This window comes from Pseudomonas sp. LSJ-87, assembly GCF_032971465.1.
GTDB lineage: Bacteria > Pseudomonadota > Gammaproteobacteria > Pseudomonadales > Pseudomonadaceae > Aquipseudomonas > Aquipseudomonas putida_Z.
Genome location: NZ_JAWJYQ010000046.1, coordinates 35,960 through 49,700, shown reverse-complemented (window position 1 = coordinate 49,700; position 13,741 = coordinate 35,960). Strand labels below are relative to the sequence as shown.

10 protein-coding genes are annotated in these 13,741 nt (G+C 65.7%); 3 read left to right on the top strand and 7 right to left on the bottom strand.

Annotated features, from left to right (window positions below):
• Nucleotides 1-183: 183 nt before the first annotated feature.
• The 5 genes from RYH74_RS22790 to RYH74_RS22770 all read right to left on the bottom strand — a co-directional run bounded on the left by RYH74_RS22790 (nucleotide 184) and on the right by RYH74_RS22770 (nucleotide 8,514).
• Nucleotides 184-1,599, bottom strand: coding sequence for an efflux transporter outer membrane subunit (locus RYH74_RS22790; RefSeq protein WP_075045355.1), 1,416 nt, complete (start codon nucleotides 1,597-1,599; stop codon nucleotides 184-186).
• Nucleotides 1,596-4,775, bottom strand: a complete 3,180-nt coding sequence (locus RYH74_RS22785; protein WP_025339324.1) for an efflux RND transporter permease subunit — start codon at nucleotides 4,773-4,775, stop codon at nucleotides 1,596-1,598. Before RYH74_RS22785 ends, RYH74_RS22790 begins: the two co-directional genes overlap by 4 nt.
• A gap of 12 nt (nucleotides 4,776-4,787) precedes the next feature.
• Nucleotides 4,788-6,029, bottom strand: coding sequence for a multidrug efflux RND transporter periplasmic adaptor subunit MexE (mexE, locus tag RYH74_RS22780; protein ID WP_025339323.1), 1,242 nt, complete (start codon nucleotides 6,027-6,029; stop codon nucleotides 4,788-4,790).
• A 293-nt stretch (nucleotides 6,030-6,322) separates the two neighbouring features.
• Nucleotides 6,323-7,909, bottom strand: a complete 1,587-nt coding sequence (locus tag RYH74_RS22775) for a rhodanese-related sulfurtransferase (RefSeq protein WP_317410191.1) — start codon at nucleotides 7,907-7,909, stop codon at nucleotides 6,323-6,325.
• Nucleotides 7,906-8,514, bottom strand: a complete 609-nt coding sequence (locus tag RYH74_RS22770) for a cysteine dioxygenase (RefSeq protein ID WP_274120590.1) — start codon at nucleotides 8,512-8,514, stop codon at nucleotides 7,906-7,908. The genes RYH74_RS22775 and RYH74_RS22770 overlap by 4 nt, the downstream gene beginning before the upstream one ends.
• 215 nt (nucleotides 8,515-8,729) lie before the next feature.
• Here RYH74_RS22770 and RYH74_RS22765 point away from each other — a divergent pair, with 215 nt between their 5' ends.
• Together RYH74_RS22765 and RYH74_RS22760 are read left to right on the top strand one after the other, a co-directional pair.
• Complete coding sequence (locus tag RYH74_RS22765; protein WP_317410190.1) at nucleotides 8,730-9,665, top strand: ABC transporter substrate-binding protein; 936 nt, start codon at nucleotides 8,730-8,732, stop codon at nucleotides 9,663-9,665.
• Between the two features lie 139 nt (nucleotides 9,666-9,804).
• Complete coding sequence (locus tag RYH74_RS22760) at nucleotides 9,805-11,112, top strand: LLM class flavin-dependent oxidoreductase (RefSeq protein WP_317410189.1); 1,308 nt, start codon at nucleotides 9,805-9,807, stop codon at nucleotides 11,110-11,112.
• Here the strand turns inward: RYH74_RS22760 and RYH74_RS22755 are convergent.
• Together RYH74_RS22755 and gspG are read right to left on the bottom strand one after the other, a co-directional pair.
• A complete protein-coding gene (locus tag RYH74_RS22755) occupies nucleotides 11,106-12,296 on the bottom strand; it encodes a type II secretion system F family protein (RefSeq protein ID WP_317410188.1) in 1,191 nt (396 codons plus the stop codon). The genes RYH74_RS22760 and RYH74_RS22755 overlap by 7 nt on opposite strands.
• A gap of 11 nt (nucleotides 12,297-12,307) precedes the next feature.
• On the bottom strand, nucleotides 12,308-12,733 hold the full coding sequence (gene gspG / locus RYH74_RS22750) for a type II secretion system major pseudopilin GspG (RefSeq protein WP_025339317.1): 426 nt from the start codon (nucleotides 12,731-12,733) through the stop codon (nucleotides 12,308-12,310).
• A gap of 185 nt (nucleotides 12,734-12,918) precedes the next feature.
• Between gspG and RYH74_RS22745 the strand changes: the two genes are divergently transcribed.
• Nucleotides 12,919-13,503 (top strand): lytic transglycosylase domain-containing protein, encoded by a 585-nt coding sequence (locus RYH74_RS22745; RefSeq protein ID WP_023662492.1) that lies wholly within the window; start codon nucleotides 12,919-12,921, stop codon nucleotides 13,501-13,503.
• Nucleotides 13,504-13,741: the final 238 nt, after the last annotated feature.

Here is a 13,741-nt window from a genome sequence, read left to right as displayed (position 1 = left end):
GTGGGAGCTGGCTTGCCGGCGATGCGCCGCGCGGGCGGCGCTCGATCTCATAGGCGCTGAAGATTCAGAGGCATGCACCCCTGCACACACCCTCAATCAGCATAAAAAAGCCCCGCAGACCAAGGCCTGCGGGGCAAACGGTTGGGGGAGGAGCCAACCAAAGGAGTCGTTGAAACGGGTGTATCAGCGCGCGCTGGCTACAGTCTCCGGTTGCCAGCCGCCGCCCAGGGCCTTGTAGATGGAGACGATGCCGCGGTACAGCTCGACCTCGCCCTGGGCCTGCGCATCTTCAGCGCTCAGCCGCTCACGCTCGGCATCGAGCAGCACCAGGTAGTCCACCGTACCCTCGCGATAACGAATCGAGGCCAGTTCCGCCGCCTTGCGGCTGGCGTCGCTCTGGCGCATCAGCGACAGCAGCCGCTGCTGGGTCTTGTCGTAGTCGCTGAAGGCATTGGCCGATTCTTCCAGGGCCAGCAACACCTGCTGTTCATAGTTGGCCAGTGCCCCTTCGGCATCGGCCTTGGCACCGCGCAGGCGGGCACGCACGCTGCCCAGGTCGAAGGCGGCCCAGGTGATGCTCGGGCCCAGCGCCCAGGCATTGGCTGCCGAGGAGCCGATCTGCGAGCCACGGGCAGCAGTAAAGCCGAGGAAGCCGCTGAGGCTGACGCGGGGGAACAGGTCGGCCGTGGCCACGCCGACGTTGGCAGTGGCAGCCGCCAGCTGGCGTTCGGCGCTGCGGATGTCCGGGCGGCGGCGCAGCAGTTCACCCGGGTCACCCACCGGTAGCGCCTTGGCGATGGCCGGCAGGGCCTTGGGCGACAGGTCGACGCTGAGCGCCTCGGGGCGCTGGCCGAGCAGGGTGGCGATGCGATGCCGGGCCCGCGCCTGTTCCGCCTGCAGTTGCGGAACGGTGGCTTCGACCCCGGCCAGGCGTGCGTCGGCCCGCACCACGTCAAGGTCGTTGCCCACGCCGGCATCGCGCAGGGTTTCGGTGATGGCCCGCGATTCCTGCTGGGTCTTGAGGTTGGCCAGGGCGATCTTCTCGCGCAACTGCGCGCCGCGCAGCTGGCCGTAGGCATCGACCAGCTCGGCGATCAGGCTGACCTGCAGCTGCTGCAGGTCGGCCGCGGCTACCGCTTCCTGGGCTTCGCTGGCTTCGATCTGGCGCTGGATGCGGCCGAACAGGTCAAGCTCCCAGGCCATGTCCAGGCCCAGGTCGTAGCGCTCGCTGTTCACCCGTTGCGTGGTCTGGCCGGGAACCTGGCCCTTGCCGAGGTCGCTGCTGGCGCGGCTGGTGACCACCGGGAACTGATCGTTCTCGGCGTCTTCACGGATCGAACGGGCCGACTTCAGGCGGGCGAAGGCCACGCGCAGGTCACGGTTGCCGTCCAGCGAAGCCTGTACCAGCTGGTTCAGCACCGGGTCGTCGAACTGCTTCCACCACAGGCTTTCGAAACGGCTACGGTCGTAGGCCTTGGCCTGTACATCGCTGGCCAGCTGCGCAGGCTCGGTGGCCGGCGCCTGGTAGTCCGGGCCTACCGCGCAGGCTGCCAGGGCCAGCGCCAGCAGGCTCGGGGTCAAGGGTTTGAGCAGGTTCATGCATGGCTCTCCAGCGAGTGGGCGCGTTCGGCCTTGCGGGCCTGGCGACGCTCGACGAAACGGCGAATCAGGAAGAAGAACACCGGGGTCAGGAACAAGCCGAACACGGTCACGCCGATCATCCCCGAGAACACCGCCACACCCATGGCATGGCGCATTTCAGAACCTGCACCGGAGCTGAACACCAGTGGAACCACACCCATGATGAAGGCGATCGAGGTCATCAGGATCGGCCGCAGGCGCAGGCGGCAGGCTTCCAGTACCGCTGCCAGCGGGTCGAGCCCCTTGGCCTGTTCGTCCTTGGCGAACTCGACGATCAGGATCGCGTTCTTGCACGCCAGGCCCACCAGTACGATCAGGCCGATCTGGGTGAAGATGTTGTTGTCACCACCCGACACGATCACCCCGGTGATGGCCGACAGCAGCGTCATCGGCACGATCAGGATCACCGCCAGCGGCAGACTCCAGCTTTCGTACTGGGCGGCAAGCACCAGGAAGGCCAGCAGTACGCACAGCGGGAACACGAACAGCGCAGTGTTGCCCGAGAGGATCTGCTGGTAGGTCAGGTCGGTCCACTCGAAGGTCATGCCGTTGGGCAGTTCCTCTTTCAGCAGCTTCTCGATTGCAGCTTCGGCCTGGCCGGAGCTGTAGCCCGGTGCCGCTGCGCCGTTGATCTCGGCGGTGATGAAACCGTTGTAGTGCATCACCCGGTCAGGCCCGGAGGTGTCGCTGACCTTGAGGAAGGTCGCCAGCGGGATCATCTCGCCGAGGTTGTTGCGCACCTTCAGCTGGCCGATCTGCTCGGCATCGAGGCGGAACTGCTGCTCGGCCTGGACGTTGACCTGGTAGGTACGGCCAAAGCGGTTGAAGTCGTTGGTGTACAGCGAGCCCAGGTAGACCTGCAGGGTGTCGAAGATGTCGGTGATCGCCACGCCGTGGGTCTTGGCCTTTTCCCGGTCGATGGCGGCATCGACCTGCGGCACGTTGACCTGGTAGCTGGTGAACAGGCCCGCCAGTTCCGGCACGTTGTGGCTCTTGGCGATGATATTCTGGGTTTCCTTGTACAGCGCCTCGTAGCCCAGGTTGCCACGGTCTTCGATCTGCAGGCGGAAGCCGCCGATGGTGCCCAGGCCTTGTACCGGCGGTGGCGGGAAGATCGCGATGTAGGCGTCCTGGATGTCGGCGAACTGGGCATTCAGTGCAGCAGCGATGGCCGCCGCCGACTGGCTCGGGTCCTTGCGCTCGTCGAACGGCTTGAGCGGGGTGAACACGATGCCGCTGTTCGGGCTGTTGGTGAAACCGTTGATCGACAGGCCTGGGAAGGCTACCGAGTCGGCCACGCCAGGCTGCTTCAGGGCGATTTCGCTCATGCGCTTGATCACTGCTTCGGTGCGGTCGAGGCTGGCCGCGTCAGGCAGCTGGGCGAACGCCACCAGGTACTGCTTGTCCTGGGCCGGTACGAAACCGGTCGGGGTGGACGAGAAGCCCAGGTAGGTCAGGCCCATCAGGCCGGCATACACGAACAGGGCGATGCCGCTGGAGCGGATGACCCGACGCACGCCGCCGACGTAGCGGTTGGAAGCGCGGTCGAAGAAGCGGTTGAACGGGGCGAACAGCCAGCTGCCCAGCAGTTTTTCCAGGAACCGCGAGAACCGGTCCTTGGGCGCATGGTGGTCCTTCAGCAGCACGGCAGCCAGGGCCGGCGACAGGGTCAGCGAGTTGAATGCCGAGATCACCGTGGAAATGGCGATGGTCAGGGCGAACTGCTTGTAGAACTGCCCGGTCAGGCCGGAAATGAACGCGGCAGGCACGAACACGGCGCACAGCACCAGGGCGGTGGCGATGATCGGCCCGGTCACTTCGCCCATGGCCTTTTGCGTGGCCTCCAGCGGTTTCAGGCCCAGGCCGATGTTGCGTTCGACGTTTTCCACCACGACGATGGCGTCGTCCACCACGATACCGATGGCCAGGACCAGGCCGAACAATGACAGCGCGTTGAGCGAGAAGCCGAACAGGTGCATCACGGCAAAGGTACCGATCAGCGATACCGGCACGGCCATCAGCGGGATGATCGAGGCACGCCAGGTCTGCAGGAACAGGATGACGACCAGCACCACCAGCACCAGCGCTTCGAACAGGGTGTGCACCACGGCTTCGATGGAACCACGGACGAACACGGTCGGGTCATAGACGATGCTGTAGTCCATGCCCTCGGGGAAGTCCTTCTTCAGCTCGGCCATCTTCGCCCGCACTTCGTCGGAGATCTCGATGGCGTTGGAGCCTGGACGCTGGAAGATCGGGATGGCCACCGCCGGCTGGTTGTTCAGCAGCGAACGCAGGGCGTACTGGCTGGAGCCGAGTTCGACCCGGGCGATGTCCTTCAGGCGGGTGATTTCGCCATCGGCACCGGCGCGGATGATGATGTTCTCGAACTCTTCCTCATTGACCAGGCGACCCTGGGTGTTGATCGACAGCTGGAAGCTGGTCGAACCCGGGGCGGGTGGTGCGCCCAGCTGGCCGGCGGCCACCTGGCGGTTCTGTTCGCGGATCGCAGCCACCACATCACTGGCGGTGAGGTTGCGCGAAGCGGTCTTGTTCGGGTCCAGCCACACGCGCAGCGAGTAGTCGCCCATGCCGAACAGCTGCACATCGCCCACGCCGCCCAGGCGCGCCAGCTCGTCCTTGATGTTGAGGATGGCGTAGTTGGACAGGTAGAGCATGTCGTAGCGGTTGTCCGGCGAGGTCAGGTGCACGACCATGGTCAGGTCGGGCGAGGCCTTGTCGACGGTGATACCGATGCGGGTCACTTCCTCTGGCAGCTTGGGCTGGGTACGGGTGACGCGGTTCTGCACCTGCACCTGGGCGTTGTCCAGGTCGGTGCCCAGGGCGAAGGTGATGGTCAGCGTCAGCTTGCCGTCAGCAGTGGACTGGGAGGACATGTACAGCATGTTCTCCACGCCGGTAATCGCCTGCTCCAGTGGCGCGGCGACGGTTTCGCCGATGACCTTGGGGTTGGCGCCGGGGAAGTTGGCGCGCACCACCACGGTGGGCGGCACCACTTCGGGGTATTCGCTGATCGGCAGCTGGAACAGCGAGATCGAACCCGCGATCAGCAGCACCAGCGACAGCACCGCGGCGAAGATTGGCCGGGTAATGAAGAATTTCGAGAAGTTCATCGGTGTGGTCCCTTAACCGCGTGGCGCCTGGGCGCTGGCGACTTTCACGTTGTTGCCCGCCACCTTCGGCGCCGGGTTGCTGGCCTCCAGGGCCTGGCGCTGCTGGGCGAGGGCGGCGAGGGTCTGTTCGCTGGCCATCGGTGTCTCTTCCGGGGTGACCGGTGAGCCAGGGCGTACGCGCTGCAGGCCCTTGACCACGATGCGGTCGTCCTTGCCCAGGCCGCTGCGCACGATGCGCAGGCCTTCCAGCTTCGGCCCCAGCTCGACGGCGCGGTAGGCGGCCTTGTTGTCCTTGTCCATGACCAGCACGAACTTCTTGCCAAGGTCGGTGCCCACGGCTTCGTCGTTGATCAGCACGGCCTGGTACTGGGCGCTGCCCACCAGCTTCAGGCGTGCATACAGGCCTGGGGTGAACTGGCCGTCGCTGTTGTCGAACACGGCACGGCCACGGATGGTGCCGGTGCGCGGATTGACCTGGTTGTCGACGAAGTTCATCTGGCCCAGGTGCGGGTTGCCGGTTTCGTTGGTCAGGCCCAGGTACACCGGGGTGCTCTGGCCGCGCTGGCCTTCGCGGGCCAGCTGGGTGTACTTGAGGTACACGCGCTCGTCGGCGTCGAAGTAGGCGTAGACCTTGTCGGTGGAGACCACGCTGGTCAGCGGGGTGACATCGGCGGTAACGATGTTGCCGGCGGTGAACTGGGCGCGGCTGACGCGGCCGCTGATGGGCGCGGTGACACGGGTGAAGCTGAGGTTCAGGCGTGCCAGGTCGAGCTGGGCCTGGATCGCGTCGACCCCGGCGCGGGCTTCGGCGGCGGCGCTGCTACGCGATTCGGCCAGTTCTGCGGAAATGGCGTTGCTGTCACGCAGGCGTTCGCCACGGCGGGCTTCGTTGGCGCTGCGGATGGCGGTGGCCTTGGCTTGCTGTAGCTGGGCTTCGAGGCGGCGGACGTCTGCCTGGAACGGGCGTGGGTCGATCTGGAACAGCAGGTCGCCTTTCTTGACCTGGGCGCCTTCAGTGAAGGCCACCAGGTCGATCTGGCCGGAGACCCGCGGGCGAACCTCGACGGTTTCCGGGGCTTCGAGGCGGCCGGTGAACTCGTCCCATTCGTTGATCGGTTGCTCGATCACCTTGGCCACACTGACCTTCGGCGCGGCGGGAGCCTGCACGGCGTCGGGGGTTCGACCGCAAGCGCTGATCACCACCACTGCCAGGGCAGCGAGGGGGAAGCGCAAGGGTTTGAGTGATTGTTCCATGGAGAACTCCGCCAATGTATTAGTAGTGGGCGGAGTGTGAGTGTCTTGCGCGTGATGCACGAATCGAACGGGGCGAAGGTTATTATCACGATGAATGATATGTGTGGGTCGTTCATCGATTTGCGGCATGATCTTGTTGTAGTGGGTTTAGGTATGGCACCGGCTTTGCCGGTGTTCGCGGGCTTGCCCGCTCCCACAGGTACGGCGCTGGATTTGGTGAATGCGCGGCCCCTGTGGGAGCGGGCATGCCCGCGAAGGGCCGCAAAGCGGCCCCATTTGCTAACCCGGCAATGTCAGCTCGATACGCGGAACCCATGGGTGCCATCGCGCTCCAACTGGGCAATCAAGCCGAACTCCCAGTCGAGATACCCCTGCATCGCCTCACGCGGGTTGTCCGTCCCTTCATAAGGCCGGCGATAACGGTCGGTACGCGCCACGGCCAAGCGCGTTTCGCCGCTCTCCAGCGCCTTGCCCGCCGCAATCCAGCGCGCCGTGCCACCGTCCAGCACGTACACCGGGGTTTGCGTCAGTGCCTGCAAGTCCAGCGCCGCAAAGCGCGCCAGCAGGCTGCTGCCGCAGGTCAGCACATAGCGCTCGGCTACCGGCAAGCGCTCCAGCACCTGTGGCAACTGCGCGCGGATCGCCCAGTAAGCGCCTGGAATGTGCCGTTTCACATAGTTGGCACTGCTGGTGAAGTCCAGCAGCACGGTGCCTGGCGCTTGCAGCCAGTCATCCAGTTGCTCGACACCTATTTCGGTCACCGCCGGCAACGCCGGCTGCGGCGGCTGCCACTCGCCGGCTGCACTGAAGTCTGCCGCTGACAACCCGTCCAGCACTGCCACCTGCCAGCCCATCTGCGCCAGCCACGAAGCGCTCATGTTGGCCCGCACGCCGTCATCGTCCACCAGCACGATGCGCGCCCCGCGTACGCTGGCGACATGGTCGGTTTCCTGCACCAGCTGCCCGCCCGGCACGCTGCGGCTGGCCGGCAGGTGGCCCTGGGCGTATTCCTCGGGCGTGCGTACGTCGAACAGGTAGGTGGTGCGGCTGGTATCAGCCTGCCAGGCGGCCAGGCCTTCGGGTTCCAGGCGGGCCACGCCGGCGCGGTCGGCCACGCTGCGCGCGCGCTGTGCGGCATCGGCACGGGTGCTGTCGGTAACCTCGCCGAAACGCCGTTGCTGGCCGTGGGCCAGGGTTTGCCCGGCCAGGGTCCAGCCAATGGTGCCGTTGCGCAGGGCGGCCACCGGGTTGGGGATGCCGGCGTTGACCAGCGACTGGGTGCCGATGATGCTGCGGGTGCGCCCGGCGCAATTGACAATCACCTGGGTGGCAGGGTCGGGCGCCAGCTCGGCCACCCGCAGCACCAGTTCGGCACCCGGGACGCTGATGCCACCCGGGATGCTCATGGTCTGGTATTCGTCGAAGCGGCGGGCATCGAGCACCACCACATCGGCCTTGGCATCCAGCAGCGCTTGCACCTGTTCGGCTGCCAGCGATGGGGTGTGGCGCACGCTTTCCACCAGTTCGCCAAAGGCCTTGCTTGGTACGTTGACGTCGCGGAACAGTTCGCCGCCTGCTGCGCGCCAGCCGGCCAGGCCACCTTCGAGCAGTGCCACATCGCTGTAGCCCAGTGCCGTCAGACGCTGGCCGGCCTGGGCCGCCAGGCCTTCGCCGTCGTCATACAGGGTGATGGCGGTGTCGCGCCGGGGGACCCGGGCAAACACCTCCAGCTCCAGTTTCGACAACGGAATGTTGGCGGCGAACAACGGGTGTGCCTGGGCGAACGGGTCTTCCTCGCGTACATCGATCAGCGCCAGTTCTTCATGGGCCAGCAATGCCCGACGAATGTCGTGGAAGGCGCGGGTGGCTACGGTACTCATGGGGCAGGGTTCTCTTTGGACAGGTCCCAGATATTGGGCAGAAGGGTGTTGGAATAGCCGGAAATGAACGGTTTCTCGCTGCCGTCGGGCAGGTACACGGCACGGCTGACGGCGCCGATGTTGGCGCCATACACGTGAATGCTGATCGACACCTGGTCGGCGAAGGCGTTGCTGACCTGGTGGATATCACCGATGCGCGGCGATACGGCTTCCACGTGGCCAGGGTCGATGCGCACCGGCTCGCCTGCCGGTAGCAACGCACCGTGCTCGCTACGGACAAAGCCTTGCGAGTATTCGGCGCCACGCAACATGCCAATCAGTCCCCACACCCGGTGGTCGTGGATCGGCGTCTGCTGGCCTGGCCCCCAGACGAAACTGACGATGGAAAAGCGCTGGCGCGAATCGCAATGCAGCAGGTATTGCTGGTAACGGGCCGGGTCCGGCTGCGCCAGCGCTTCGGGCAGCCAGTCGTCATGGGCGACCAGGCTGCGCAGCAGGCCCTGGCCCTGGTCGAGGAGGGTGGCTTCGTCGGTTTCCCGGTCCAGCAGTTGCGAAAGTGCGTCGATGAAGTGACGCAGGCGCTCGAGGCGCAGGGGTTGGCTCATGGTTCAGGCTCGGCTGACGGTTTGGTTGAACCCTAGCAAATGCGGTGAGTATTCTTAAAAGTAAAAATATTCATAAGCTAATATGCAAAAAATGCATTTACAGCTTGGCTGATCTGTTTTGAAATGGGCGCAACGAACAGCAAGCCCCGCGATTACCCCACGAGACCGCACGCGCGGATCGGCCTTATGTACCTCGACGGTACCTGGAGACGAACGTGCGATACCTCAAGCAATTGGCCGCCGGTGTGCTGGCCAGCTCCCTCAGCCTGGCGGCCGCCGCGCAAACCCTGGTGGTTGGCGACCAGAGCTTCAATGCCCGCGCCGTGATGGAAGCGGCCGGCGTGCTCGACGACCTGCCCTATACCCTGGAATGGAAGCAGTTCACCGCCGGCTCGCCGGTGGCCGAGGCGCTGAACGTGGGCAGCCTGGACATCGGCCTGCTGGGCGATGCGCCGCCGTTGTTCCTCGGTGCGCTGGGTGCGCCAATCAAGGTGATTGCGGTCAGCCGGCAGAACCTGGAGGGCGTGGCCATCCTGGCACGCAAGGACTCGAACATTCACCGCCTCGAAGACCTGCGTGGCAAACGTGCGGCGATCTGGAAGTGTTCCTGGAGCCAGCAACTGTTGTTCAGCGCGCTGGACAAGGCTGCAGTGCCGCGTGACGCCTTGGAGTTGCGCTACCTCAGCGCCCTGGATGCGTCGCATGCCCTGGATGGTGGTTCGGTGGACGTGATCGCCACCTGGGAACCCTATGTCACCCAGCAGGAGCGCCAAGGGGCGCGGGTGCTGGCCACGGCCGAAGGGCTGATTCCGGCGCAGAGTTTCGTGGTGGCCAATGCCAAGGCGGTGGAGGCCAAGCGGGCGCAGATCAGTGATTTTCTCCAGCGCCTGAAGAAGGCCCGTGACTGGACCCTGAGCGACCCCGCCCACACCGAGGCGTATGCCGATGCCTGGGCCAAGCGCACCCGTGCCGACCGCGACATCGCCCGGGCCTGGTTTGCCAGGGCGCGTACCGATGTGGCGGCACTGAACCCGCAGGTGATCGTGGAGGCGCAGAAGACCGTGGACTTCTTTGCCGGGCTGGGGCTGATCAAGGCCTACCCGGCGGCCAGCCTGTTCGATACCTCGTTCGCGGCGGCGTTCGAGCACTGATTACGCCTGTACCGGCCCTTTCGCGGGTGAACCCGCTCCCACAGGGGCAGTGCAGCACTCGAATACTGCGCAATTCCTGTGGGAGCGGGTTTACCCGCGAAGAGGCCGGCACAGCCACCACCATTTCCGAGGAATACCCATGACCACCCGCAAGATCAAGCTTGGCGCCCTGACCATGGGCTGCGGCGGCCCTGGCCGGCACAACCTGTGGCTCGACCCGGAGCTGCCTGCCGACGCCAGCGTCAATATCGACTGGTACATCGACATCGCCCGCCAGGCCGAGGCGGCGTTGTTCGACCTGATGTTCATCGTCGACAGTCAGTACATCACCCCCGGCTCGCCGTCCCATTACCTCAACCGCCTGGAGCCGCTGACCGTGCTTTCGGCGCTGGCGGTAAGCACACGCCACATCGGCCTGGTCGGCACCCTGACCACTTCCTACAACGAACCCTTCAACGTCGCCCGCCGCCTTGCCTCGCTGGACCTGATCAGCAAGGGCCGCGCCGGCTGGAACGTGGTCACCAGTGGCGACGCCGGCACCGCCGGCAACTATGGCCGTGACGAGCACTACGACTACGACACCCGCTATGCCCGCGCCCAGGAGCACGTCGCGGTGGTGCAGGGCCTGTGGCGCTCCTATGAAGACGGCGCCTTCCCGCGCAACCGGGCCACCGGGCAGTTCCTCGACCCCAGCCGGATGCATGCCCTGAACCACAAGGGCGAGCACTTCTCGGTGGTGGGGCCGTTGAACATCCAGCGCTCGCCACAGGGCCAGCCGGTCATCTTCCAGGCCGGCGATTCGCAGCAGGGGCGTGACCTTGGGGCCGCCACGGCGGATGTGATCTTTACCCACGCCGCCAGCATCGAGCAGGGCCAGGCGTTCTACCGTGATGTGAAGGGCCGCGCCGCGCGGCTGGGGCGTGACCCCGAGCAGCTGCTGGTATTGCCCGGGGCCGAGATCTATGTCGGCGACACCGACGAACACGCCCGCGAGATCGAGCGCCATTACCACCAGCAGGACCACAGCTTCGAGCTGGCGCTCAAGGAGTTCGGGCGCAACTTCGGCTGGCACGACTTCAGCCAGTACGACCTCGATGCGCCATTCCCGCAAGAAAGCCTGGAGCACGCGCGCAGCAGCTTCTTCACCAACGCCAGGCGTATTGCCGACCAGGCACGGGAGCAGGGCTTGAGCTTGCGCCAGGCGGTGGAGTTCGGCCGCCAGTTGCGGCCGGGGGCCTTCGTCGGTTCGCCGGCAACGGTAGCGGCCAGAATGGCCGAGTGGTTCGAGGCGCGGGCCCTGGATGGTTTCAACATCTATATCGGCCACCCCGGGCAGTTCCGCCGCTTTACCGAGCAAGTGGTGCCGCTGCTGCAGGAGCGCGGGGTATACCGCACCGCCTACGAGGGCACCACCCTGCGCGAAAGCCTGGGCCTGGCCATTCAGTGAATGCTCGAGGCCAGCTCGAAGATCGGCATGTACATCAGGATCACGATCAGGCCGATCAGCAGGCCGATGAAGGTCATCAGCAGTGGTTCGAACAGCTTGACGAACCATTCCACCCAGCGGCCGATTTCCTGGTCATGGAAGTCGGCGCAGCGCTCCAGCATCTCGCCCAGGTTGCCGGACTGCTCGCCGGCCCGCAGCAGGCGCAGCGATACCGGCGTGACCAGTTGCCCGGCCTCCAGCGCGTCGGACAGCGGCAACCCTTCGCCGACCCGCTGGCTGGCGTGCTCCAGGCCCTGGGCCGCCGCGCTGCCGAGCAGGCCGCGGGCCATGCCCATGGCGGTGAGGATGGGGATACCGCCTTGCAGCAAGATGCCCAACGAGCGGTAGAAGCGCGCCAGTTCGTACATCATCAGGCGTTGGTGCAGTGCCGGCAGGCGCCGCAGCTGGCAGGCTGCCCAGCGCCGCACCCGTGGCCGGCGGCGCAGCAGCCACAGCGCCGTGACCGCGCCGAGGGTGCCCAACGCCAGTGGCAGTTGCTGGGCATGCAGGAACAGGCCGATCTGCATCAGCAGCCGAGACAGCCAGGGCAACTCGGTGCCCATGCCCTCGAATACCTGGCTGAAACGCGGCACCACGTAGCCAAGCAGGAACAGCACCACGCCACCACCCACCAGCAATAGCAGCAACGGGTACACCGAGGCGCCCACCAGCTTCTGCCGTACCAGGTCCAGGCGCTGGCGGTAGCTGATGTAGCGGGCGAGGGCGTCGCCCAGCGCGCCGGTACGCTCGCTGGATTGCACCAGCGCCACGTACAGCGGCGGGAATACCCGTGGCTGCTGGCCCAGGGCCTGGGACAGCGAGCGGCCTTCGTACAGTTGGCGGACCAGTTCGGCGAGCACTTTGCGCGTTGCCGCTGCAGGGGCCTTTTCCGCCAGGCTCTCCAGCGCGTCGATCAGCGGCAGGCCAGCGTTGAGCAGGGTTGAAAGTTCCTGGCTGAACAGCACCAGGTCAAAGCTTGCTTCGCGGCGCCAGGCCATGCCGCGCAAGGCGCCGCCGTGGCCGCGCAGGCTGAGCACGCGCAGGCCCTGGTCCTCGGCCTGGCGGCGGGCCTGGTCGGCATCCTCGGCGTCGATCTGCAACTGCACCACACCCTGCCTGCCCAGGGCCTTGAGGCTGTAGCGCATGGCCGTTCTCCCTACTGCCAACTGGTGATTTCGGCGTTTTCCCCGTCGCCACCGGGCTGGCCGTCCTTGCCCATCGACAGCAGGTCGTACTCGCCGCCGTTCTCGCCAGGTTGCCGGTAGATGTACGCGCGGCCCCACGGGTCTTGCGGCACGGCCTTCTGCAGGTACGGGCCGGTCCAGCGCGCTTCGCCACTGGGGGCGATCACCAGGGCCTGCAGGCCTTGCTCACTGCTGGGGTAGTGGCCGACTTCGAGGCGGTACAGGTCCAGGGCCTTGCTCAGCCCCTCTATCTGCGCCCGCGCCACCTTGGCCTCGGAGCGGCCGAGCTGGCTGAAGTACTTGGGCGCGACGATACCGGCCAACAGGCCGAGCACCACCAGTACCACCAGGAGTTCAAGCAGGGTGAAGCCACGTTGAGGGTTGGTTCTGCGCTGCATGGTGAAGCCCTCCGCTGCATGGGGACAAGCTTTTGCAGGCTCCATGCAACAGCCGTGCACGCCTGCGCTGGCGCCTTGCACCATGCGGTACGCAAAGCGGCACAGTGCTTGCGTCGTGGTCATCGACCTCGGGTTTTCCGGGGTATATCCCCCAACATTGGGGGTACCACGAAGAGGCGACCGACATGCGTGGACTCATTCTCGGTTTGATCTGGCTGGTGGCAGGTGCTGCCCAGGCCGATGTGTACATTTCCATCGACGCCAAAGGCAGCTACATACTGACCAACGTCCATCGACCCGGGCGCCTCTATGAAACGGTGATCAGCGAGCCGAAGGCCCAGGCCGGCCCGGCCAACGCGCAGCTCATCACCGGCCGCCCCTACGCCAAGCTGGTCGCCGCCGCGGCGCGTACCCACGACGTCCCCCCGGCGTTGCTGCATGCGGTGATCAAGGCCGAGTCCGGCTACAACCCCAAGGCCCGTTCACCGGCGGGCGCGGTGGGGCTGATGCAACTGATGCCGGATACCGCCCGCGAGATGGGCGTGGAAAACCGCCTGGACCCGGAAGACAACGTGCAGGGCGGGGCCCGCTACCTCAAGCGCATGCTCAACTTGTTCGACAATGACATCACCCTGGCCGTGGCGGCCTACAACGCCGGCCCCGAAGCTGTGTTGCGCCGTGGTGCGGTACCGCCGTTTGCCGAGACCCGGCGCTATGTACCGAATGTGCTGCGGGAGTACCGCCGGTTGCAGGGGTTGACGGGTGATTAGCCTCTGTGGCCCCTTTCAAAGCTGGCGCGACCCCTGTGGGAGCGGCTTTAGCCGCGAAGAATCCAACGCGGTGCATGGCACCGGCTGCGCCGGTGTTCGCGGCTAAAGCCGCTCCCACAGGGACCGTGTGAGCAACTGGATTTTTGCAAGGCAGGTGCGTTCAGTACGGGAAACAAAACAATACCCTTCGGCGGATGCCACCAAGCTGACCCGATGGTTTCCCCAACTCTGGGCTATA